Source organism: Thermodesulfatator indicus DSM 15286 (assembly GCF_000217795.1).
Taxonomy (GTDB): domain Bacteria; phylum Desulfobacterota; class Thermodesulfobacteria; order Thermodesulfobacteriales; family Thermodesulfatatoraceae; genus Thermodesulfatator; species Thermodesulfatator indicus.
Window position 1 is genome coordinate 1,126,602 of sequence record NC_015681.1, and the last position, 22,427, is coordinate 1,149,028.

Genomic DNA, 22,427 nt, shown 5'->3' on the forward strand with positions numbered 1-22,427 from the left:
TGAGGTTTAATATGGCTGAGATAATTTCCATTAAAGATAAAAAGCGCATTAAAAAAGGACGTAGCAAGCGCCTTAAGGCCTTAAAAGAAGAACTTCTTCGGGTTTACGGTATAGACCTTGACCGTCTTATGGCCAAAGAGCCAGCTATAGGCCTTACCATGGATGAATTCCATGAGCTTATAGATCAACTTTTAGAAGTAATTGATACTTTCTGCGAGCAACATTCCCACGTAGCCGTGGAGGATATTCTTTATGTACTTGAAAACTTAAAAGAAATAATCAGAGATACTGGAGATTAGCGAAAACGTTCTTTCCAGGCTTCAAGGTGTTTAGATAATGCTTCCCAAGCTCGCTCTAAAACCTCTTCAGGAGAAGCTGAAGCGTCTATAATTTCGTGCCTAAAATATTTTAGGTTATTTTCATAAATGGAAGCCACCTTAGTTAAAAATTCTTGGGTTTCAAATACTTCCGGTTTGTAGAATTTTCTTTGGTTTACTCTTTTTAAGGCTTCTTCTACGGAGACTTTGAGATAAAGAATTAAATCAGGAACAGGGGCCCAGGTTTCATTGGCTTTTTTAATTTCTTTTATGTCTAGCTCACAGGCTCCCTGATAAGCCATAGTTGAAAGATAATAACGGTCACAGAGGATTATTTGCCCGTCTTGTAATTTGGGTATCAGGAAATTTTGGGCGTGTTCACGGCGATCTCGCAAAAAAAGCTCGGCCATGGCCTGGGGTGAAATTTTGGAACCAGCCGCCAGGTGTTCCCTAATTTTTTGGCCCCATTCACCAGAAGTGGGTTCCCTGGTGACACAAACTTTTTCGCCCTTTTCCTCAAGTTTTTGAGCAAGACCTTTAATAAAGGTGCTCTTGCCAGAACCATCCAAACCCTCAATGGCTATCAAAAACCCTGGCCTATAAAATTCAACGGCTATCCGGTCAACTAAATAATCTCTACTTTCTGGAGTAACTTCGGCAAAAATGGCATCTTCTCTTTTAAAAAGCTCTTCTACAAAAGGTATTAGACCGTAACCTACAGTGGCTAAGACAGGGGCCTTTGAATCAAGAACTTTTAGCACTGCCTCCTGAAAAGGTTTAGAAAAGAGTTCCATCTTACCTATCTCGTCTATAATGATCATTTCGTTTTCTTTTACTTCAGAAATAGTGGGCACAGCTAACTTTTCAAAAAGTTCTACGTAAACTTTATACTTACCCACTTGAGGGTAACCTTTCCCTCTTTTGGCCAACCAGGCCTCTTTCCCTTCTAAAGTAACGATTTTAAAGCCTATGCGACGTCCTTTTTCGCGAACTTCTCGTGTATAAAAACCCCTTTTGGGATAAGGAATCTTATTAACCAATCTTTCCACCAGAGTAGTTTTTCCGCTTCCCGGAAGTCCGTGAAGCAGGATATTTTTTCTTCCGTGAAGAGGTAAAAGCATTTTCCACCTCCCTAAGTACAGCCAGCTAAAGTTTTTTTCAACGGCTTAGAGGACAACAACACATAAGTAGCTCCAAGGCCACCGTCGCATTGTCTAGCAGTACAAAAACCTATAATATGCTTACGATAAGGGCCCTTTTTAAACCATTCGTGCACTTTAGTTTTTAAAACTGGGTCCTTTGGTGAAGAAAGCCCTCGGCCATGAATAATAAGCACACAATGGTCTCCGCGAATCAAAGATTCCTTAATAAAGTTCTCAAGGGCTTCTAAAGCTTCTGGAACCAGTAGTCGCCGCAGATTCAAAGTGCGACATACTGATATCTTTCCTTCATGTAAGGCATCAAAAATTTCTTTTTGAAAGCCCCTAACTAATTCTTCTACATACTCTGACGTTTCTCTTATCCTGATTCTTAGCAATTCCCTCGTCGAAAATTTTTCTTCAGTAGAAAATTTAGGACGCTTAGAGGTTAGCTTCCAAAAAAGTTTTTCTTTATCAGGAAGCTTTTTTACCCCATTCATGACTTCTTCAAAATCAATGTCTTCAGAGTCTGAAGCTATAATTCGCTCAGGAGGCAACAATTCTTTTGAAATTTTCCCCTGCAAAACTTGAAAAGGGCAGTTAAGGCCCTTTTTACCGTTCATAAAATAATCATAACTCAAGTTATCCGCTTTTGGCAAAGAAACCTAGATTCTCGCTTAAGCGGGAATCTAGGAGTTAAGAATTTTTATACAAAATAGTTTGAACAGTTCGCAACAACTGAGAGAAGGAATAAGGCTTTGAAATAAAAGTAACATCTTCAAGTTTTCCATTCACAGGAACCGAACTTTCTGGATAACCTGAAGTTATAATAACTTTTATATGGGGATAGCTGGCTTTAATTTTTTGAACAAGCGCCTCTCCACCCATTTTAGGCATAACAAGATCAGTAAGAACTAAATCAATTCTTGTCTTAGAAAGAATATCTAGAGCCTCTAGGCCATCCTGAGCAGCTTCTACCTGGTAACCCGCACTTTTAAGGAGTTCGATAACAGGCTCCCTTACCAAAGGATCATCTTCCACTACTAAAATAGAGCATGTTTTTTTGTCTTCTTTAGAAACAAAACTTTCTTCCACAGAAGATTTTTCGTGAGTAGTATTTTCAGTTAAGGGCAAAAGAATCTTAAAGGTTGTCCCTTTGCCTTCTTCTGTATAAACGGAGATATGCCCCTGGTATTGTTTTACTAAGGAATACACCATAGCCAAGCCAAGCCCAGTGCCCTTTCCCGATGGTTTTGTAGTAAAAAAAGGTTCAAAGATATACGGTAGATATTTTTTGGGTATTCCCGGGCCTGAATCTGAAACACTTAAAATAGCGTAAGTCTTGCCTTTTAAATCTAATTTTTTGAGAAAATGTTCATCAAAATCTTTCCGTTCCAAATTAATTTCTATCTTCCCACCATCAGGTAAAACATCTTTGGCATTTATTAATAAGTTCATTACTATTTGTTGTAAGTGTGTTTCGTCTATTTTTGCCCAAATATCATCTGTGATATTTATATTGAGTTCTATATTTTCTCCTAGTAAACGTTGCCAAAAGTCCTGCATTTCAAGCAAAAACTTAGAAATATTTAAACTGCCGCTTTTTTGCGGTTGTTTACCACTAAAAGTCAAAAGTTTTTGAGTAATATTTCCGGTACGTTCCAGAACAAGCTTTATATTTTCGGCGATATTTTCTATTTTCTGACGATTTTCTTTGTTTAAAGAGAGAAGCTCTATGTAATTTTTAAGAGCAGTTATTAGGTTATTAAAATCATGAGCAAGGCCACCGGCCAAGCGACCAACTGCTTCCATCTTTTGGGCCTGGATTAATTGCTCAGCCAGCCTTTTTTCTTCAGTAATATCTTGAGCAATATTTAAAATAACAGAACTTCCTTCTAAATCTACTTTAAAACAAGTATTTCTAAGCAACTTTTTGCTACCATCTTTCGCAAAATATAAAATTTCCAATTCTTCTTTTTCTTCCCCTTCACAAAGCGTTTTACAACATTGCCTGGCTTTTTCTCTCTCTTCTTTGACAAGAAAATCAAACACTTTTTGGCCAATGACATCGCGTACATCATAACCAAGGATTTTTTTGAACTTTTCATTGGCAAATATAATTTCACCCGTTTTTGGCTCTATGGCGAGTATTATAAAAGGGGCCTTTTGCCAGATAGCCTCAAAAAGTCGTCTGTTTCTTTCTGCTTCTTTTTGAGCAGCAATTTGATCGTGAATATCAAATACGATAGAAAGCAAGGCTTTTTCACCACTAGAAAGAACAATTGGCAAACTAGCTATTCTATACCAATGGTTATCTAAAAGACTTAATCTTTCCCAGGTAACCGGGCTATCCTCATCTAAAAGATCCTCTAACGGACAATCCGGACAAATATTTTCTAAATTGTGAAAGACTTTATAACAGGGATAACCAGTGGGATCATATCCCCTCCATTTGATTAAACTTTTGTTGGCAAACAAAACAGTCCTTGAAGAATCAACTAAGGTTATAAAACCGGGAAAAAGATCTGTTATTTCGTTTAAGATACTCTTTTTATTAATGTTCATTTTTAAAACACCTTGATAAACTTTTCGGATGCGCAGAAAAAACTCTTTAAATTGGCCAGGGTCTGGGGACAAAATATTTCTCAAACAAAGAAAGGGCGTAACGGTCGGTCATGCCAGCTATGAAATCACAAATTTTTTGGTGAATAGAAGTTTCTTTTTGGTAGATGGAACTCTTTTCCCAAGGAAGGCCGTTTTCTAGAAAATAAAAATAAAGTTCTCGCAATAATTTTTTAGCTTTTTGCATTTCATCATAAACAGGAGATGCCTCGTAAACCTTTTCAAAAAGGAATTCTCGCAACTTTTCCATGGCCCACATTACATGCTCTTCAATATGAAGCTCGCCGTCATCAGCTCCAAGGGTTGAGTAAATTATACTCCTTACCATGGTATTTATTCTTTCTGAGTGTCTTTTACCAAGTATCCTTAAACACTCTTTAGGAATATCGGCCTCTTTAATAACATTTCCTCTTAGGGCGTCGTCTAAATCATGGTTCAAATAAGCAATAATATCAGCCACTCTAACTAGCTGGCCTTCAAGGGTGGCGGCAAGTTGTGTCTTGTCTTTCGGAAGAATGGGGCCCTTTCCTTTGGAATGCTTTAGAATGCCGTCTCTTACTTCCCGGGTTAGATTTAACCCCTTTCCTTCTTTTTCAAGGAAGTCAACCACCCGCAAGCTTTGTTCATAATGGCGAAATCCTTCGGGATTAAGCTCGTTTAGTATAGCTTCTCCCGCATGGCCAAATGGAGTATGGCCAAGGTCATGACCAAGGGCAATGGCTTCAGTTAAGTCTTCATTTAGCCTCAGAGCCCTCGCCATAGTTCGTGCTATCTGAGCCACTTCAAGGGTGTGTGTAAGTCTTGTGCGGTAATGATCTCCCCCTGGTGAAAGAAAGACCTGTGTTTTGTGCTTAAGCCTTCTAAAGGCCTTGGCGTGGACAATGCGGTCCCTATCCCGCTGAAAGGAGGTGCGTACTTCGCACTCTTCTTCTGGTCTAAGGCGCCCTTTGGTTCTGGCAGACTTAGCCGCAAAAGGAGAAAGGACTTGTTCCTCTATTTTTTCGAGTTCTTGGCGTAAGCTTTTCACATTTTTATAAAATTAACGTGGCATCACCATAAGAAAAAAAGCGGTATCGTTTGGCCACAGCTTCTTGGTAAGCCTTTTTAGTCAGCTCAAGACCAGCAAAGGCTGCCACCAAAACCAAAAGACTAGATTTTGGCAGATGAAAGTTGGTTATGAGATGATCCACGGCTTTAAATTCAAAACCAGGATAAATATATAAATCACACCACCCAGATATAGGTTCTATTTTACCTGTTCGACGAGCGGCAAATTCTAAGGTCCTCATAGTAGTAGTGCCAATAGCAAAAAGGCGTCGGCCTTCTTCACGCGAAGTATTTATAAGTTCCGCTACCTCAGGACTAATTTCCACATATTCCTCGTGAATCTGAAACTTTCTTATGTCTCTTACTTTAACAGGCTCAAAGGTTCCGTAGCCTACATGTAGTGTAATAGTGATAAACTTAACACTTTTTTCTTGCAAACGATTTAGTAGCTCTTCAGAAAAGTGAAGACCTGCGGTAGGTGCCGCTACAGAACCAAGCTTTTTAGCGTAAACTGTTTGGTATCGAGAAAAATCTTCTTTTTTGGGCTCTCTTTTTATGTATGGAGGAAGCGGCACATTACCTATCTCGTAAAGGACACCTAAGACATCATCTACTCCCTCAAGGCTTATTAAAATTTTACCTTCGCCAAGATTTTCAAGAACTCTTGCCACTAAGCCCTTTTCAAACTTAATTAGCGAGCCCTTTTTTATCTTTTTGCCTCGGTGCAGTGCAGGTACAGGCTTGCCTTTTTCTGGCAACCTTAAAAGTAAAACTTCTACCTTCCCTCCGGTTTCCTTCTGGCCGTAAAGCCTGGCCGGAAATACCCGGGTATCATTAGCTACTAACAAATCTCCTTCACGAAAATACTTTTCAATTTCAGCAAATTTATCATGGTGGATTATTTCTTTTTTTCCGCGATCGATCACCAGTAAACGGCTCTCTTCACGCTGCTGACTGGGATATTGAGCAATTAGTTCCTCTGGGAGCTCGTAAGTGTAAGTTTCAAGATCATAAATAGGAGGTATTTTTTCTTCACTCATGCCAACCATTCTTCGAAAAGTTTTCGATTTTCTTCACAAATTTGCTTGAGTTTCTCTTCAAGCCCTGAACCAAGATAAGACTCACAGAGTTTTATTTCCGAAAAGGAGTATTCTTTTTCCTCTCCTGATTTGTCCAGCAATAAAATAAGGAGCTGCTCTAAACGGCGCAAAAAAAGATAATTAGCTTCGAGTTTTTTAGCAACTTTTGAGGGAACAATTCCTTTTTGAGCCAGTTTATTTAAAACTAGCGGTATCGGCCCTCCCCAGAGGTCTTTTTCTCTTATATTTTTAAGAATTAACCAAAAAGTAACAAATTCGATATCAGCCAAGCCTCCTCGGCTAACCTTGGGATTAAATCTGCCAGGCGTAGTTCTTTCTTTTTCCATTTTAAAACGCATCTGGCGTATTTCTTCGGCTTGAGAGGCCCCGAATTCAAAAGAGCTCAAAACTTCTCTTAGCCTTTTAAGCAAAAGTTCTCCGGCCTCAAGATCTCCGGCAAGAGGCTTCAAACGTAATAATGCAAGCTTTTCCCATAAGCCAGAATCTTCTTGGTGGTACTTTAAGAAGCCTTCAACAGTAGCTACCAAAGGGCCTTTTCTGCCCTCAGGCCTCAAACGGGTATCAACTTCGTAGCCAGGCCCTTCTGGCAAAGGGGTAGTCAAATAATGCATAAAACGCTGGACAAGTTTGGTAGCTGGAACCATCTCTTCTTCTGAAGGAGCGATAAACACCATGTCAAGATCTGAGCGGTAGCCGAGTTCTTTTCCGCCAAGTTTTCCTAGACCCAAAATTGTCAGTAAATGAGGAGGATACTGCTTAGAGGAGGAAGCCAGATTGTATGTTTCCTTGATTATGCTTTCAGCAAGAATTGAAAGGCGTTCTGGGACCTGAGGAAAAGGAATTTTTTGTTTTAAATCCAGATAGGCTACGCGAAAAATTTCTTCATTTTTAGCCATTCGTAAAAGACCCAAGGCCTGTTCGAGTTCCATACCCGAGGGAATAACAGGAAGGATAAAAGAGATTTCAAGTTCAAATAAAGCCTCGGCGGCTCCTGGAACTTCCATCAAAAGATGGCTCAAAAAAGCACTTTTTTCAAAAATTTCCAGTAAGTCTTCTATTTTTTCAGGATCGTGTCTTAAAGCGTGGTAAAAGGAAAGTCTTCCTCCTAAGCGCTCAAAAAAACTTAATAGCTTGGCTAAGGTCTCTGTTTTCACTCCCCAAATAACAGCCTTTTCCAGAACCACTTTAAATATGTCTTTAAGTAAAGGCGCTCGGCGTGCTGCAAGAGGCCCTTTAGCTACTAAAATGTTTTTTATGTCTTTTAAAAGATGCGAAGGAAGATTTAGTTCTCCTGCTAATTCTTTAGAGGATATCTCCCCATCAAAAAACAAATCAATCTTTCCCGATAGATTGGAAGCTTTTGATTTTTCCGGCTCAAGAAGAGACAAAAAAATTCTTTCGGTCTGCTGGCGAAGGACGTTTAGTTCATCAAGAAAGATTCTATGTGCTTCTTCACCCTGATAACCAAGGCTTTTAGCTAAGCGTTTCAAAGAAGTTTCCTCTTCGGGAAGGGTATAGGTTTGTCTAAAATGAACTGTCTGGATCCGGTGTTCTACCTGTCGTAAGAAAACATAGGCTTTTTTTAAGAACAAGGCCTCATCTGAGGGTAATATTTTATATTTAGCTAAATGGTTGAGGGCCCAGAGGGTATGGCGTGTTCGAAGATATGGGTGTTTGCCGCCAAAAATCATTTGTAAAGTCTGACAAAAAAATTCTACCGATCGAATCCCTCCAGGACCAATTTTTATATTCCTCTCAGCGCCTTTTTTACGAGCTTCTTTTTCAATACGTGCCTTAAGGTCTTTTATATGTTCCAGATACGCAAAATCTAAAAACTGGGGATAAATAACTGGTCGCAAAACTTTCAAAAAGCTTTTACCAAGTTTTATGTTTCCAGCTACTGGCCTGGCTTTAACCATAGCCAGCCTCTCGAAAGGGTGGGCCTGGTAAAAATAGTAATTGACGCCAGCCCTGGCGGAATAAACCAGCTCGCCATCTTTTCCACCAGGACGCAAGCCAAGATCCACACGAAAAACTCGGTCTCCTTCAATAAGGGTGTCCATGATGCGGGTAATTTCTCGAGCTAAAGCGATAAAACGTTCTTTTTCATTTAAGGGAGCGTGGAAGAAGTAGATAATGTCAATGTCAGAGCTATAGTTTAGCTCTCTTGCGCCAAACTTCCCCATACCAAGGATAAAAAACTTTTCTCGGAAATCTTCAGGATAAGAAGTGCTGGTAAGCCAAAAAAGAATTGCCTTAAGGCTGGCTTCAGCGAGAGCAGTGATTGCAAAAACGGTCTTTCTAAATTCCCTGCCGGCTAAATCATGGGCCAAAATTTTAATCATTTCTCTTTGCTTAATCCTTCGCAAAAAAACAGCCAGGTCTTTCCAATCTTTCAAAGAGTCGGTTTTTTGGGCTATCTCTCTAAAGAGATTTCGGCTTCCTTTGGGCTTGGGAAGGGGGTAGCTACAAAAGAGTTCAAGTACATCTTTACGTCTTAAAAGTATGTTGGTTGCGTAAGGGGAGAATCCGAGCAGATTTTTAAGAAGAGAAAGGTTTTCATGAGGAATTCTTCCCCAGGGAAAATCAGAATGGGCCTCTTTCAGTCTTTCTAAGTTGAAAGAAGCCCATTCTGAATCGGGTGGTTCTAGGCATTTAAAATTAACCTGCACCGTAACTGTGGAGCCCGGATAACAAGAAGTTAACCCCAAAATAGGTGAAAAGAACCGAAGCAAAGCCAATGATAGAAAGGAAAGCTATCCTCGTACCGCTCCAACCTCGCATAAGCCGGGCGTGAATAGCTGCGGCATAAACAAACCAGGTGATGAGGGACCAGGTTTCTTTAGGGTCCCAGCTCCAGTAACTTCCCCAGGCCTGTTCCGCCCAAACTGCCCCGGTTATTATGCCTACCGTTAGCCAGAAAAACCCAAAAAGAATGGTCTTATAAATTAAGTCATCAAGAGATTTAAGATCCGGCAGATGAGACCAGAGCCCTTCATCAGACTTGGCTTTAGAGCGCACGAGATACATTATGCCAAGCGCACAAGCTACAGTAAAAGCGGCATAGCCCAGAAAACAAGTGATGACGTGCACGGTCAACCAGTTACTCTGTAAAGCAGGTATAAGAGGCTGAATTTCTTGATCAGTAGAAAAAGACGCATAAGCCATGCTCAAAAAGGCAAAGGGCATTACAAAGGCACCCATTGCCCGATTTTTAAACTTAAATTCCATAAATAAATAAACTGCTACGATTGACCAGCCGAAAAATATAAGAGACTCATATAAATTAGTGAGGGGGATACGACCATAGCCCAGTTGATGAGATTCCCACCAGCGAAAAAAGAAACCGGCGGTATGAAGAAGAAGACCAGAGATAGCTGTGGCTGTTCCAGCTATACCAAATTTTTGCCAGTGGAAAATCCAGTTAAAAAGATAAAAGATAGCCGCCGCCAAATAAAGAAAAGTAGCAATACTTAAAAGGAGGGAGCTGGTCATAAATCACCTCACTATACAATTATTTAAATTAGAATTAATCTAAAAATTAAAAGGTGGCAAGTATGGCTTTTAAAATTCTTATTGTCAACGACGAGCCGGTTCAGAGATTTCGTCTGACTTCTATGCTAAAAAAGGCGGGCTATCTCGTAGAACAGGCTGAAGATGGCCTGGAAGCTATTGACTTGCTATCTTCTGGCCTAAAGCCTGATTTAATTATTACCGATCTTTACATGCCACGCATTGATGGTTGGGGCCTTTGTCGGTTTTTATGGGAAAACAACTACAATTTGCCGGTACTAATAATTTCTTCATATTTTGCTTCTGAAGAAATAGAAGGAATTATAAAAGCTCTAGGAGTTGAAGGATTTTTATCTTATCCTTGCTCCACCAAAGAGCTTCTTAAAAAGATAAAAGAAGTTTTTAGCTCTCCTAAAAAGGAAAAATATTATAATGTCTTTTTACTCGCCTACGATCCAAAAGAAAAAAAACGGTGGGAAGATATACTTACTAGAGCTGGATTTAAAGTAACCTCTCCTGTAAGTTTAAATGACGCTATTGAAAACTTGAAAAAAAATAACTTCGAGGCCTCTTTTATCTCCTCAAAACTTGCGCCTGATGAAGTTTTTTTTATAAAACAAATGGCCCCAGCTCTTCCTATCATTATTTTCCCTTCTAAAAATGCAGAACCTTTAGACCCGTTTTCTTACATCATAAAAGGGGCTCGTTATGTGTTACCCCAGAACGCGGGGCCAGAATATGTTCGCTTTATGGTTGAAAGAGAAATTAAAGAAAAAGCCCTGCTTTTGGGACAAAAACTCTTACGCCAAAAAACTAAAGAGTTGGAAAACATTAGTGCCGAATTAACTCGCATACAGAATGTTCTTCAACTTATAGTTGAGCAGGCTACTGATGTGGGCTTAGTGATCACCAATGAAAAAATGGAACCCTTTTTTACTAATCCTAAAGCTGAAGAATTCTTTTTATTGTCCAAAAATAAAGATTTTTATTCTTTTCTCGAATTTTTATTAGGTAAAGTTGATATTGCTGAAATTACAGCAGTGATAGAGAAAGAAGGGCTTTTTCAGTGTGAAGTCAAGCTTCCAGATGAAGAAACAATTTTATCTCTAAAAGTTAGGGCTTTTTTTGATAAGGAAAAAGATAAAATCCTAGGCTATGTCTTTATGATTGAAGACTTAACGCAGGAAAGAAAATTTCAAGAACGATTAATTCAAATGCAAAAAATGGAAGCGATAGCCACTTTAGCCGCAGGAATAGCGCATGATTTTAATAACATTTTGGCCGCTATTAGGCTTAAAGCAGAGCTAATAACTGAATATTTAAGTTTTCCACATATAAAGAATGTAAACGACATTTTGGCTCTTTGTGATCGTGCAGCTCAAATAGTTAGCCAGATGATAACTTTTGCCAGACCAGAAGAAAAAGAGCCTTCAGAAGTTTCAGACCTCAATCAACAGTTAAAAGAGGCTCTTTATTTTATCCAGGAATCCATTCCCAAGGGAATAAAAATAAAAATCAATTTGAACGAAACAGCCCTTTTTGTGCCTTTATCTAAGGCCCAACTAACACAAATTATCATGAATCTATGTCTTAATGCCATCCAAGCTATGGAAAAAGAAGGAACTCTTTCTTTAAAAACTTTTAAAGTCAGCTTAGAAGAAGCCCCTGAAGGGTATATTCCAGGAGGTAAAAAACACATAAAGGGCCGCTTTGCCTGTTTAGAAGTAGAAGATACCGGCACAGGCATCCCGCCAGAATATCTTAGGCGAATTTTTGATCCATATTTTTCCACCAAAAATTCTCATTCTGGTACCGGTCTGGGTTTAGCTGTAACTCTGAGAATTGTAGAAAATGTTAAAGGTTTTATCCTGGTTCGCACTAAAAACAAAGAAGGCTCTCTGTTTAGAATTTATTTACCAGAAGTTTCTCCACCTAAAGACCTTAAAAAAGAACTGAAAAGAGATCTAGCCACCATGTTTCCCGCACCTAAAATAATGATTGTCGAGGACGAAAAAGGCATCGCGGATGCAGTAGCGAAATATCTCTTAGAAAAAGGCTATCAAGTAGAATGCTGTTTTTCTGGAGAAGAAGCCTGGTCCAGAATTAAAGGTGGACTGACTCCTGATGTTATCCTATTAGATTTAAATTTACCTGGACTGTCAGGAAAGGATGTTATAAAAAAGATCAGAAAAACAGGAAAAAATATCCACATAATAGTAACTACTGGTTATATAGATGAAAAAAGTCGAGAATTTTTAGAAACTATGGGTGTTGATGCTATTTTATATAAACCTTTTCGTTTAGAAGAAATTCCCCGCAACTTAACTTCGATTATGAAAAATTAAAGGAGTGCTATATGAATTTAGAAGATTTAATTCTTAAATGTAGAAGTTACCGCCGTTTTGATGAAAATTATTCCATAAAAAAAGAAGAGCTTCTTTATTTTATAAAGCTAGCCAGGTTAGCCGCCTCAGCTGGTAATTTACAGCCCCTTAAATACATTTTATCTTGCGAAAAAGATGTGAACCAAAAAATATTTTCCTGTCTTAGATGGGCAGCTTATTTAAAAGACTGGCCTGGCCCGGCCAAAGGAGAACGCCCAACGGCTTATATAGTGGTTTTGGGAGACAAAGATATTGCTCAAGTATTTGGGGTAGATGCCGGGTTGGCTACGCAAAATATACTCCTGGGAGCAGTAGAAAAGGGCCTAGGGGGATGCATTATCGCCTCTCTTGATCGCGAAACTTTAAGAGAGAATCTAAACATCCCCCCTCGCTTTGAAATGCTACATGTAATAGCTTTAGGTAAACCCGCCGAAAAGGTAGTTATAGAAGATATTCCGCCTGGAGGAGATATAAAATATTTCCGAGACGATGAAGACATTCACCACGTACCCAAGAGACCTCTTGAGGAGTTAATACTGGATATTTACTGTTAGCCGGCCTTGCGTTAGATATCTCCTTCATGGATTTGGGAATCTTTCTGCAATTTGTGGTTGCGGGCCTTTCAGCCGGCTCTATTTACGCCCTTATAGCTCTGGGGTTCAGCGTCATCAACAATGCCACGGGCATTGTCAACTTTGCCCAAGGCGACTTTGCCGTGATTGCGGCTTTTTTGGCCTACTCGCTCTTGGTTGGTTTTGGCTGGCCTTACTGGCTGGCTTTTTCTGCTGGGGTATTGTTAGCTGCCCTTGTAGGTTTTTTTCTTTGGCGCTTTGTCTTGAGCTACGCCAAGTCTAAAGAAATAATCTTTCTAGTTTTTATTACCGTTGGTTTTTCCGTTTTTCTTCACGGAGCAATCAAAGAATTATGGGGGAAAAGGCCTATCTCTTTACCGCCTTTAGAAGGAGGTTATATCCAACTTGGGAATCTTAATTTTGAAATTCAAACTTTCTGGATTATTGGTACTACTCTCTTTGCTTTTTTGGCCTTGCATCTTTTCTTCAAATATACCCTCTGGGGCAAAGCTATTCGGGCGGTAGCTGTCGATGCTCAAGCAGCTGCTCTTATGGGAATACCCGTTTCCAAGGCTATTGCCTGCTCCTTTGCTTTAGCAGGGGCCTTAGGAGGACTTGCCGGAATCCTTGTAGCCCCGGTTTGGCCCCTTTCCTTTGAAAGCGGTGTTTATATTGGCCTAAAAGGTTTTGCTGCTGCGGTTTTAGGAGGCTACGGGAATTTCGCAGGAGCTTTGTTAGGCGGGCTTCTTTTAGGCCTGCTAGAGGGAGTGGGGGGCTATTTTGCCTCTGCATTCAAAAATGTAGTAGCTTATAGTGTTTTATTTTTAGTATTGCTCTTCAGGCCGCAGGGGCTTTTAGGAAATAACGAGGAAGAACGTTTATGAGGTCTTTTCTGGTACTTTATCTAATTATTTATTTATTGCCTATCTTTGTAAAAAATCCCTATTATTTGAATGTATTAGCCTTTATAGGCCTATATTTTTTAGTAGCTCTAGGACTAACTATTTTTATTGGTTTTGCTGGCCAAATTTCACTGGGCCACGGTGCTTTTTACGCCATGGGGGCTTATGGCTCAGCCTTAAGCTATTTTTATCTAAAATTGCCCCCTTTCTTTGGAACTTTGTTGGCTATTTTTGTTACAAGCCTGGTAGCGGGTATCCTTGGGCGTTTTGTATTGCGCCTTAAAGGTCATTATCTGGTTATGGCAACCCTTGCCCTAAATCTAATTGTTTACATCTCTCTTTGTGAAGCAGAGACCATCACTGGTGGTATATCTGGATTACCAGGTATTCCACCATATTGTATTGGAGGCTTTTGTTTTAATACTGACAAAGCCAACTATTATTTGATATGGACTATTGCCCTAACAATATTCTTTTTTATCTTGCGCCTCTTACAAGGCCGTCTGGGAAGAGAGTTAAAAGCTATCAAATCAAGCGAGGCAGCCGCTAGAGCTTTAGGTCTTCCAGTTTTACGCTACAAGGTGTGGTCTTTTGTTTTTAGCGCGGTTTTAGCAGCTTTGGCCGGAGCTCTTTATGCCCACTATCTTTCTTTTATTAGTCCTAAAACTTTCGATATTTTTTATTCAGTAGAAGTGGTGACAATCGTACTAGTGGGTGGCATGGGTAGTCCTTGGGGGGCCTTAGCGGGAGCGGCCTTCTTAACCCCTTTACCTCAAATTCTTTCCATTTTTGAAGAGTTAAAAGATATATTTTATGGCTTAAGTCTAATGTTAATCCTTATATTTTATCCGCAAGGCCTTATTTCTATCCTGAAAACAACTACCTGGAAAAAATTTTTTCTTCCAAAATCTCTTCGTTAATTTTCTAGTTTTCACAAAAAAACTGGACTTTTTTCTCTATCGACATAATGTTACAAAGGGTAAAATATGTGAAACCTTTATTTAAAAGAGGTGAAAAATATATGTACAGTGCTATTGAGTTGCAAAAAAGGCTAGGGATATTTCACTCGAAAGTAAGCTCTTTATTTAAGGCCCTATTGCTCTTAGCAAGTTGCTACAAAGACTTAAAGACGAATGCTATCTTACCTAAAAAGCCCCTTAGACCAAGGCCAAAAGGCTCGCCCCTTAAAATAGCTATTGTAACCGAATACTACTATCCGATTCTTGGTGGAATCACCGAACACGTGCATCATTTTGCTAAAGAACTTCTGGCTAAAGGGCACGAAGTAACCATCATAACTCCTGAAGCCGGCCCTTTTGGACGGGATGTAGGTGAGATCGCCAATCATATTATCAAGTTAGGCCGTTCCGTTTCTATCTATTCAAATGACTCTTTTGCCCGAATAAGCTTGGGTCAAGATTTAGGCTCCCAACTGGAAAAAATTTTATTTGAAGGCCAATTTGACTTAGTTCACGTCCATTCCCCGTTAACACCAACTCTTCCTCTCCTGGCTATTTATCATTCGCCTGTCCCTGTGGTGGGAACGTTTCATACCCATTTTGAAGAAAACTTGTGGCTTTCCATGTTTAAAGAACGCTTACGTCCATTTATGGAAGCCATGGCCTTAAGGATAGCTGTTTCTCCCATTTGTATTGCTTCTATGGAAAAGTTTTTGCCTGGTTTTTCCTATGTAGTAGTACCAAACGGTATTGATACGAACTGGTATTCACCTGAACAAAAACCAATTTCTCGTTTTACAGATGACCATTTTAACATCCTTTACGTAGGCCGTTTTGACCCTAGAAACGGGCTTGATATCCTTATAGAAGCATTCAAAATACTAGCCCGAGAAAAACCTAATATCAGACTCATAATTATGGGCTTTGGCCCCCTTGAACCCACTTATCGGAAAATGGTCCCCAAAGAACTTACCGAAAAAATTATATTTGTTGGCAAAATAGATGAAGAACGCCCGGCTTATTATCGAAGTGCTCATGTGCTTTGTTTCCCTGCTAAAAAAGGAAGTTTTGGTATTACTCTTCTTGAGGCTATGGCCTCGGGAGTGCCTGTTGTTACTACAGACATAGAAGGCTTTCGTTTCGTGATGGAAGACGGAAAACATGGCCTTATGGTAAAACCAGAACATGGAGCCGAAGGGTACGCCAGAGCCTTAAAATTCCTTCTAGAAAATCCCGAGAAAAGAAAAGAAATGGCGCAAAAGGCTCGGGAAAGGGCCTTAGAGTTCTCGTGGGACAAAGTAACCGCCGATCTCCTTGACCATTATTACGAAATACTTCCTTCTTAAACATGTTTAGATTCTGGTATGTTTTGCCCCCAAAAATTAAAAAGCGCTTTCTTCTTGTTTTGGGGGCTGGTCTATCTTCTTGTCCAATATTCTTGAAACCAGCTTTTCGTCGTACTGCTCCCTGGTTTATAGGAAGCAGCTTATTGGCCCTGGATACCTTTGTTCCCCAAGTAAACATTTTATCCAAAAGTTTCTGGCGAGCTAAAAATGTTATCCAAGAAATAGCCATCACCTTTGACGACGGGCCAGATGCCGAAATAACCCCTAAACTGCTCGATTTACTGGCTCAAGAGAAAGCCAAGGCCACTTTTTTTGTCTTGGCTAAAAGGGCTAAACGCCTCCCTGAACTTATCCAGAGAATAGAAAAAGAAGGCCACGAACTGGCTTTCCATGGCCTAGATCACCAAAAAATATGGAAGCTTTCCCTAAAAAAATTTAGCCGACAAATAGAACAGGGATTAGCTATCCTTGAGTCAATTTCCTCTAAACCAATAATTTGGTACCGACCGCCCCACGGTTTTATTCGCTTTGACCAATATCTATGGTTGCGTAAAAAAGGGCTTCGTTTAGCTGGATGGACAATTGGTGTGTGGGATACCGATGAAAACGTTACCGCTCAAGAAATCTCAGAAAGAATTTTAGCCTCTTTAAGGCCTGGAGATATTTTACTTTTGCACGATGGCGTGGCTGACCGTCTTCGTCCTCAAACAGCTATGCTCAAAGCCTTTAAAAAGACCCTTCCTGTAATAAAAAAACAGGGGTTAAAACCGCTTACCCTTTCTTCTTTGTGGCGAATTTCTCAAGGGGGCATTAGTGCGTTCTAAAAAATTTCGGCTAATTTTTTCCATTATTTTTGGTCTTAGTTGTCTCGTCATTTTATTTTTGAAGACAGACCTTTCTAAAACTTGGCAAACAATAAAACAGGCAGATATTCGGCTTTTACTTTTAAGCGCTCTACTAAACATAGGAGTTGTTTATCTTAAATCAGAACGCTGGCGCCTGATAGTCTCTCCTCTGTCTAGACTGGGACCTCTGCGTAGTTTTTGCCTGACTGTTTTGGCCTTTTGGGGGAATACCATTTTGCCTATGAGGGCCGGAGATTTTGGCCGAGGCCTTTATCTTATAAAACAAAAACTTAATTGGGGGACAGGATTAAGCACGGTAGCAGCAGATAAATTTATAGATGGTCTGGGGTTAACAAGTTTTGTCTTGCCTTTTTATTTTAATGACATCCTCCCGCCCATTTTGAAAAGAGGCATTCTTTGGCTTTCTGTAAGTATGTTTTTATTGTTTATAGTTCTTTTGGGCTTTTTAAAGCGTATAAAAATTGAAGAACTCTCCGTTAAACATCCTTTATTAAACTGGTTAATAGCTGCTTTTAAAGGCTTAGAAAGCCTGAAAGACAAAAAAATATTAGTGATTACTTATTTTCTTTCTATCCTTTCTTGGCTGGCCCAAGTATATATTTTGATGTTAGCAGCCAAGGCTCTAAATTTGAATCTTTCTTTTATTGAAGCTATCATCACTTTGCTTGGTCTAAACCTGGCTTTACTATTACCCAACCCACCAGCAAACATAGGATTAACTCATGCAGCCATTGTTTTAGTATTAGGGCTTTTGGGATTTCCTGAAAGCCAGGCAATGGCCATTGCCCTAGTTTACCATGGTGTCCAAACCCTAACTATTGTAGTGCTCGGGCTCACTTTTAGCCTTCTTGAGTCACGGATTCTTTAAAAAATCTCTTGCCTACTTGTCATCTACTTTAACCTGCTTCTTCACTTTAGACATAGAATTTCTCTATAGGGTCTGCTCAATAAATAGAAATTTTCTATATAACAAACTTATATTCTTTTGGGTCTTAATTTTTACAGAGATTTAATTAAAATAGTTAAACTAAAAAATTCGCCAAAAGGAGAAGGTATGAAACAGATTGACTGCCGTGGTCTTCCCTGCCCACAACCAGTTATCAATACTAAAAATGCCCTTGACGAGATAAAAGAAGGAGAAGAAGTTCTGGTACTTGTTGACAATGAAGCAGCGGTAAAAAATGTCTCCCGCTTTGCTGAAGCCCAGGGGCACGCTATTTCGGTTACTGCCAAAGATGGTTTTTGGGAACTCAAAATCACCAAAGGAGCTAAGACAGCTTCCATCTCTCCAGATATTTCCTGTGGAACTCAAGAACCTGTTTGTATAGCTTTAACTTCCAAAACTATGGGCAAAGGGGACGAAACCCTGGGAAAAATTCTTTTGCGAGCCTTTATAAAGACTCTGAAAGAAGTCTCTCCAAGGCCCCAAGTCATTGTTTGTTACAATGAAGGAGTCTTTTTGGCCCTTGAAGATTCGGAACTCTTGCCTGACCTTAAAGACCTTGAAAAACAAGGTGTTGAAATTCTAGTATGCGGAACCTGCCTTGATTATTACAAAGTAAAAGACAGGTTAGGCGTAGGGCAAATTTCAAACATGTTTGATATTTTGCAAAAACTAGTATCCTCCAAGGTTGTTAAACCATGATTTACTTAGACCAGGCGGCCACTTCTTTTCCTAAGCCTTCAGAAGTAATAGAGGCCGTAGGACAGGCCCTCAGGAACACTCCGGGAAGCCCTGGGCGCTCTGCCCACCAGGGGGCTCTGGCGGCAAGCCATATAATTTTTGAAGCCCGTGAAAAGATAGCCTCTTTCATCGGCGCTGAAGACTCAACACAAGTAATTTTTACCTCAGGCGCCACCGAGAGCCTTAACCTGGTTATCATGGGACTTCTTAACCCAGGAGACCGTGTAATAGCTACCCATGTGGAACATAATTCCGTAGCCAGGCCGCTTGAGTATCTTAGAAAAACAAGAGAAGTAAAAGTAGTCTATGCCCCGTGCAACGAAGAAGGTTTAGTTGAGCTTGAGACATTAGAAAGGCTAATAAAAGAACATAAGCCCAGGCTCTTGTGCGTGAACCTAGTTTCAAATGTAACTGGTGCCATACAGCCCCTTGCAGAAATTCTTAAAATAAAAGGGAAAAGTTTAGTTCTTGTAGATGCTGCCCAGGCCGTAGGACATATTCCCGTAGATGTTACTAGGTGGGACATAGATTTCCTGGCCTTCTCGGGGCACAAGGGAGTTTTTGGTCCACCAGGCGTGGGTGTGCTTTATATCAAACCCGGGCGAGAAAGTGAACTCTCTCCTATTAAACTTGGAGGGACAGGAAGTCGTTCAGAATCGCTTGAGGCTCCTGAGTTTTTGCCAGATCGCTTTGAGCCCGGAACTCCCAATCTTTGTGGTATCGCCGGCCTTTCTGCTGGAATTGATTTTATTGAAGAAACGAGTCTTATGAAAATTCATCGCCACACCACCGCCCTTGCAGATCTTTTTTTAGAAAAAATTAAAGACCATCCCAAAATTAAAATTTATGGTCCCAAAGAAAGAATCAAAGCCATTCCTATTGTTTCCATAAACATTGAAGGCCTTTCGCCCTCTGAAGTAGCCCTTCGTCTTGATAAAGAATTTCAGGTTGCGGTGCGCCCTGGCCTCCACTGTGCCCCATTGGCACATAAAGCCATAGGAACTTTCCCTCAAGGAACGGTAAGATTTTCTTTCGGCTACTTTAACCGTGTAAGTGAAGTGGAAAAGGCAGCTGAAGCCTTATTAAAAATAGCAGCATGAAGGTTATCTTGCTCTTTCCTTCTATTCATTACGTTTTAAAAGCAGAAAAAATCCTTAAAAAAGAGGGCGTAAACCTTGATTTAGTACCTGTTCCCAAAGAAATAAGCAGTGATTGCGGCATGGCGCTTGAGATAAAAAAAGACGACCTTCCTTTAGCTTTGAAAACACTTGCCTCCAAGAATCTTAAACCTTCTTCCTGCCAAGAAAAGACTCCGCAAGGGTATCAAGAAGTTATCCTCTAGACGGCAGGCTAAATTAGTTTTACCATAAATTTGCTATGGAAAAGACAGTTTGCACCAACAAAAAGGCTCGGCACCTTTATGACATTGAAGAAACCATTGAAGCGGGCATGGTGCTCCTTGGGCCAGAGGTAAAATCTTTAAGGCTTGGGCGGGCTAATTTGGCTGATAGTTTTGCCCGTATAAAAGATGGCGAAGTATATCTTTACAACGTCCATATCAGTCCTTATCCTTTTAGTCGTGAGGCGCAGGTGCTTGACCCGACGCGCACACGCAAGCTCCTTTTAAAGAAACAGGAGATAAGACGGCTCCTTGGCAAGGTACAGCAAAAAGGTTATACTCTAATTCCTTTAAGGATTTATTTTCGGGATGGTAAAGCCAAGGTAGAGTTAGCCTTAGCCAAGGGAAAGAAGGTTTATGACCGGCGCGAAACCATACGCCGCCGGGATGTTGAGCGCGAGCTAAGGCGCCGTTACAAAGGGCGTATAAAATAATTGCTCTTTTAAAATTGGGAAAAGCCCAAACCTTCGTCGGCTTTAGCGCACAAAGGGGGCGAAATGGGTTCGACGGAGGTGCCTAGGGCTGAACAGCGTGCCGAGGTGCCCACCGCCTCGTAAAAAAGGTGGGGCAAACACAAGTGCCGACGAATATAACTACGCAATGGCTGCTTAATATAACAGCAGCCCGCCCTGAATCCAGCCTCTGCCCGTGGGCGGTTCAGGGCGTCAGCTAGCGGGCTGGCCTAGAAGGTGTGCCTGCCACCTTCTAGGCGAGATTTCTGCAGGCTAGGCTGGAGAAGGCCAGCCTGGGGAGCCTTCCCAGCCGAAAGTCACGGCCCAGGCTACGCACGTAGAAGTTCAGTCTGAAACACCTCCGGACGCGGGTTCGATTCCCGCCGCCTCCACCAAAATTAATCTAACCAGCTCCAACGTCTTACAAAGTTCATTCCTCCAAGAGGCACATAAACTTTTTCATAACCTGCCGCATAAAGTACTCGTGCCGCTTCATAAGCCCTCATAGAAGTATTGCAAATAAGTACAATCTCTTTGTCTCTTGGTATCTTGTCGATATTGAACCTTACTTGATCATAAGGAATAAAAATCCAGCGTCCGGGATATTTTTCCATGAAAGGAGCTGCTTCGCCTTCAGTTCTTACGTCTATAAAAATGGTATTCGGGTCGTTTTCTTTTAGACGCTTAAATACTTCGTCAAGCTCTATAGGTTTAAATAAACCATCAGCCAAGTTATTAGCCACCATGGAAACCACGTTTATAGGATCAAGGGCCGAATTGAACGGAGGAGCGTAAGCAAGTTCCATGTAAGCAGTATCTTCAAGACGCGGTTTAAACTCAAGAATTTTGGCCACAGCGTTTACCCGAGCCATGGCCCCGTCAGTCATCGGGCCTACGGCCTGAAATCCTAAAACCCGGCGATCTCTTTCGTCTGCTACTATTTCTACGAAAATAGGACCTGCCCCTGGATAATAATGGGCTCTTTCTGGCTGACTATGTAGGGCATAAAAGGTCTTAAATTTTTCTAATTTAGCCACTTCATAAGATAGACCACAGCTGGCAATAGCCAGGTCAAAACATTTCATTACAAAGGTTCCCACTGCTCCGCGAAAAGTTTCTGTGCCTCCAGCTAAATTCGTGCCAATTATACGGCCGTGACGATTGGCTAGCGCTCCTGAGGAGAGAACCATCTTCTTGCCAGATATAAGATGGGTTATTTCTACACAATCACCACCGGCATAGATATCAGGGTCAGAAGTTTGCAAGCGTTCGTTTACGATTATACCTCCGGTTAGAGGTGATACTGCTAGCCCTGCTTCACGGGCCAGCTGAGAATTAGGGCGAACCCCTGTGGCCATGATAACCAGGTCACATTTGTAACGACCGTCTTCGGTGATTACAGCCACTACTTTTCCGTCTTTGCCTTCAATCTTTTTGGTACGGGCATTAACCACTAGTTTTACTTCTTTTTCTTTCAGGTGCTGAGCCACTATACGGGCTAGAGGGGGGTCAAGCAAACGTGGCAAAGGCTGACTAAAGTATTCGAGCACTGTGACCTCTACTCCCCACAGGTCTTTAAAGGCCTCGGCCATCTCAAGGCCTATGGCCCCTGCCCCAATAATTACCACTTTGCCCACTTCCCCTCTGGCCAAACGATTCTTTATCTCTATGGCGGAGTGAAGGTTTGAGACAGCAAAAACTCCGTCAAGATCACGCCCAGGAATAGGTAAAAGAAAGGGAGAGGCCCCTGTAGCTAAAACTAGTTTATCATAGGGAAGGGTATCCTCTTTACCAGAATCAAGATATTTTACGTGAACTACTTTTTTTTCACGGTCTATTTTGGTAGCTAATGTTTTTGTAAGAGTATGGACTCCTTTGGCGTTTTCAAAAAATTTTTCATCTTTTAACATTTTAAAAGCTGTAAGACGCAACTCTTTTTCATCAGGGATATCTCCAGAAACATAATAAGGAATTCCACAGCCTCCGTAGGAAATGAGGTCGTCTTTATCTATCATGATTACTTCAGCATCGGGGTTTAGCCTCTTAACTCGGCAAGCAGCTCTCGGGCCAGCCGCCACCGCTCCAATTACTACTATTCTTTCTTTCATAATCACCTCCTAAATTT

At 40.8% G+C, this 22,427-nt stretch carries 20 protein-coding genes and 1 other RNA gene; 13 read left to right on the forward strand and 8 right to left on the reverse strand.

What is annotated here, in order from left to right; all coding sequences use genetic code 11:
* The first annotated feature begins 11 nt into the window (after positions 1–11).
* Positions 12–299 (forward strand): hypothetical protein, encoded by a 288-nt coding sequence (locus THEIN_RS05435; RefSeq protein ID WP_013907682.1) that lies wholly within the window; start codon positions 12–14, stop codon positions 297–299.
* On the opposite strand, the gene THEIN_RS11575 is transcribed toward THEIN_RS05435, so the two are convergent.
* From THEIN_RS11575 to ccsB, 7 genes are all read right to left on the reverse strand, one after another.
* The gene (locus THEIN_RS11575; protein ID WP_013907683.1) at positions 296–1,438 is read right to left on the reverse strand and encodes an NTPase; all 1,143 of its coding nucleotides are present in this window, start codon (positions 1,436–1,438) and stop codon (positions 296–298) included. The genes THEIN_RS05435 and THEIN_RS11575 overlap by 4 nt on opposite strands.
* A gap of 11 nt (positions 1,439–1,449) precedes the next feature.
* Positions 1,450–2,079 (reverse strand): Smr/MutS family protein, encoded by a 630-nt coding sequence (locus THEIN_RS11580; protein WP_013907684.1) that lies wholly within the window; start codon positions 2,077–2,079, stop codon positions 1,450–1,452.
* Positions 2,080–2,152: 73 nt separating this feature from the next.
* Positions 2,153–4,021, reverse strand: coding sequence for a hybrid sensor histidine kinase/response regulator (locus THEIN_RS05450; protein ID WP_013907685.1), 1,869 nt, complete (start codon positions 4,019–4,021; stop codon positions 2,153–2,155).
* 46 nt (positions 4,022–4,067) lie between these two features.
* The gene (locus THEIN_RS05455; protein WP_013907686.1) at positions 4,068–5,105 is read right to left on the reverse strand and encodes a deoxyguanosinetriphosphate triphosphohydrolase; all 1,038 of its coding nucleotides are present in this window, start codon (positions 5,103–5,105) and stop codon (positions 4,068–4,070) included.
* Between the two features lie 4 nt (positions 5,106–5,109).
* Positions 5,110–6,165 carry a tRNA preQ1(34) S-adenosylmethionine ribosyltransferase-isomerase QueA gene (gene queA, locus THEIN_RS05460; RefSeq protein WP_013907687.1) on the reverse strand — a complete coding sequence of 352 codons (1,056 nt, stop codon included), beginning with the start codon at positions 6,163–6,165 and terminating at the stop codon, positions 5,110–5,112.
* The gene (locus tag THEIN_RS05465) at positions 6,162–8,897 is read right to left on the reverse strand and encodes a [protein-PII] uridylyltransferase family protein (RefSeq protein ID WP_013907688.1); all 2,736 of its coding nucleotides are present in this window, start codon (positions 8,895–8,897) and stop codon (positions 6,162–6,164) included. The genes queA and THEIN_RS05465 overlap by 4 nt, the downstream gene beginning before the upstream one ends.
* A complete protein-coding gene (gene ccsB, locus THEIN_RS05470; RefSeq protein WP_013907689.1) occupies positions 8,887–9,720 on the reverse strand; it encodes a c-type cytochrome biogenesis protein CcsB in 834 nt (277 codons plus the stop codon). The genes THEIN_RS05465 and ccsB overlap by 11 nt, the downstream gene beginning before the upstream one ends.
* A gap of 62 nt (positions 9,721–9,782) precedes the next feature.
* On the opposite strand from ccsB, the gene THEIN_RS11585 reads away from it, so the two are divergent.
* The 12 genes from THEIN_RS11585 to ssrA all read left to right on the forward strand — a co-directional run bounded on the left by THEIN_RS11585 (position 9,783) and on the right by ssrA (position 20,697).
* Positions 9,783–12,083: a response regulator gene (locus THEIN_RS11585; RefSeq protein WP_013907690.1), complete on the forward strand. Its 2,301-nt coding sequence runs from the start codon at positions 9,783–9,785 to the stop codon at positions 12,081–12,083.
* Positions 12,084–12,094: 11 nt separating this feature from the next.
* Entirely contained in the window at positions 12,095–12,676 is a 582-nt protein-coding gene (locus THEIN_RS05480) for a nitroreductase family protein (protein WP_013907691.1), read from the forward strand.
* Positions 12,677–12,702: 26 nt separating this feature from the next.
* Positions 12,703–13,578: a branched-chain amino acid ABC transporter permease gene (locus THEIN_RS05485; RefSeq protein ID WP_013907692.1), complete on the forward strand. Its 876-nt coding sequence runs from the start codon at positions 12,703–12,705 to the stop codon at positions 13,576–13,578.
* Positions 13,575–14,516 carry a branched-chain amino acid ABC transporter permease gene (locus THEIN_RS05490; protein ID WP_013907693.1) on the forward strand — a complete coding sequence of 314 codons (942 nt, stop codon included), beginning with the start codon at positions 13,575–13,577 and terminating at the stop codon, positions 14,514–14,516. The genes THEIN_RS05485 and THEIN_RS05490 overlap by 4 nt, the downstream gene beginning before the upstream one ends.
* 47 nt (positions 14,517–14,563) lie before the next feature.
* Positions 14,564–15,901: a glycosyltransferase family 4 protein gene (locus tag THEIN_RS05495; RefSeq protein ID WP_083817663.1), complete on the forward strand. Its 1,338-nt coding sequence runs from the start codon at positions 14,564–14,566 to the stop codon at positions 15,899–15,901.
* A 2-nt stretch (positions 15,902–15,903) separates the two neighbouring features.
* Positions 15,904–16,725 carry a polysaccharide deacetylase family protein gene (locus THEIN_RS05500; protein ID WP_013907695.1) on the forward strand — a complete coding sequence of 274 codons (822 nt, stop codon included), beginning with the start codon at positions 15,904–15,906 and terminating at the stop codon, positions 16,723–16,725.
* A complete protein-coding gene (locus THEIN_RS05505; protein ID WP_013907696.1) occupies positions 16,715–17,635 on the forward strand; it encodes a lysylphosphatidylglycerol synthase transmembrane domain-containing protein in 921 nt (306 codons plus the stop codon). Before THEIN_RS05500 ends, THEIN_RS05505 begins: the two co-directional genes overlap by 11 nt.
* A 186-nt stretch (positions 17,636–17,821) precedes the next feature.
* The gene (gene yedF, locus THEIN_RS05510) at positions 17,822–18,412 is read left to right on the forward strand and encodes a sulfurtransferase-like selenium metabolism protein YedF (protein WP_013907697.1); all 591 of its coding nucleotides are present in this window, start codon (positions 17,822–17,824) and stop codon (positions 18,410–18,412) included.
* Positions 18,409–19,551 carry an aminotransferase class V-fold PLP-dependent enzyme gene (locus THEIN_RS05515; protein ID WP_013907698.1) on the forward strand — a complete coding sequence of 381 codons (1,143 nt, stop codon included), beginning with the start codon at positions 18,409–18,411 and terminating at the stop codon, positions 19,549–19,551. The genes yedF and THEIN_RS05515 overlap by 4 nt, the downstream gene beginning before the upstream one ends.
* Entirely contained in the window at positions 19,548–19,793 is a 246-nt protein-coding gene (locus THEIN_RS05520) for a putative Se/S carrier protein (protein WP_013907699.1), read from the forward strand. Before THEIN_RS05515 ends, THEIN_RS05520 begins: the two co-directional genes overlap by 4 nt.
* 35 nt (positions 19,794–19,828) lie before the next feature.
* The gene (gene smpB / locus THEIN_RS05525; protein WP_013907700.1) at positions 19,829–20,284 is read left to right on the forward strand and encodes an SsrA-binding protein SmpB; all 456 of its coding nucleotides are present in this window, start codon (positions 19,829–19,831) and stop codon (positions 20,282–20,284) included.
* Positions 20,285–20,338: 54 nt separating this feature from the next.
* Positions 20,339–20,697, forward strand: a transfer-messenger RNA (tmRNA) gene (ssrA, locus tag THEIN_RS11970).
* 3 nt (positions 20,698–20,700) lie between these two features.
* Here ssrA and THEIN_RS05530 read toward each other — a convergent pair.
* The gene (locus tag THEIN_RS05530; protein WP_013907701.1) at positions 20,701–22,410 is read right to left on the reverse strand and encodes an FAD-dependent oxidoreductase; all 1,710 of its coding nucleotides are present in this window, start codon (positions 22,408–22,410) and stop codon (positions 20,701–20,703) included.
* Positions 22,411–22,427: the final 17 nt, after the last annotated feature.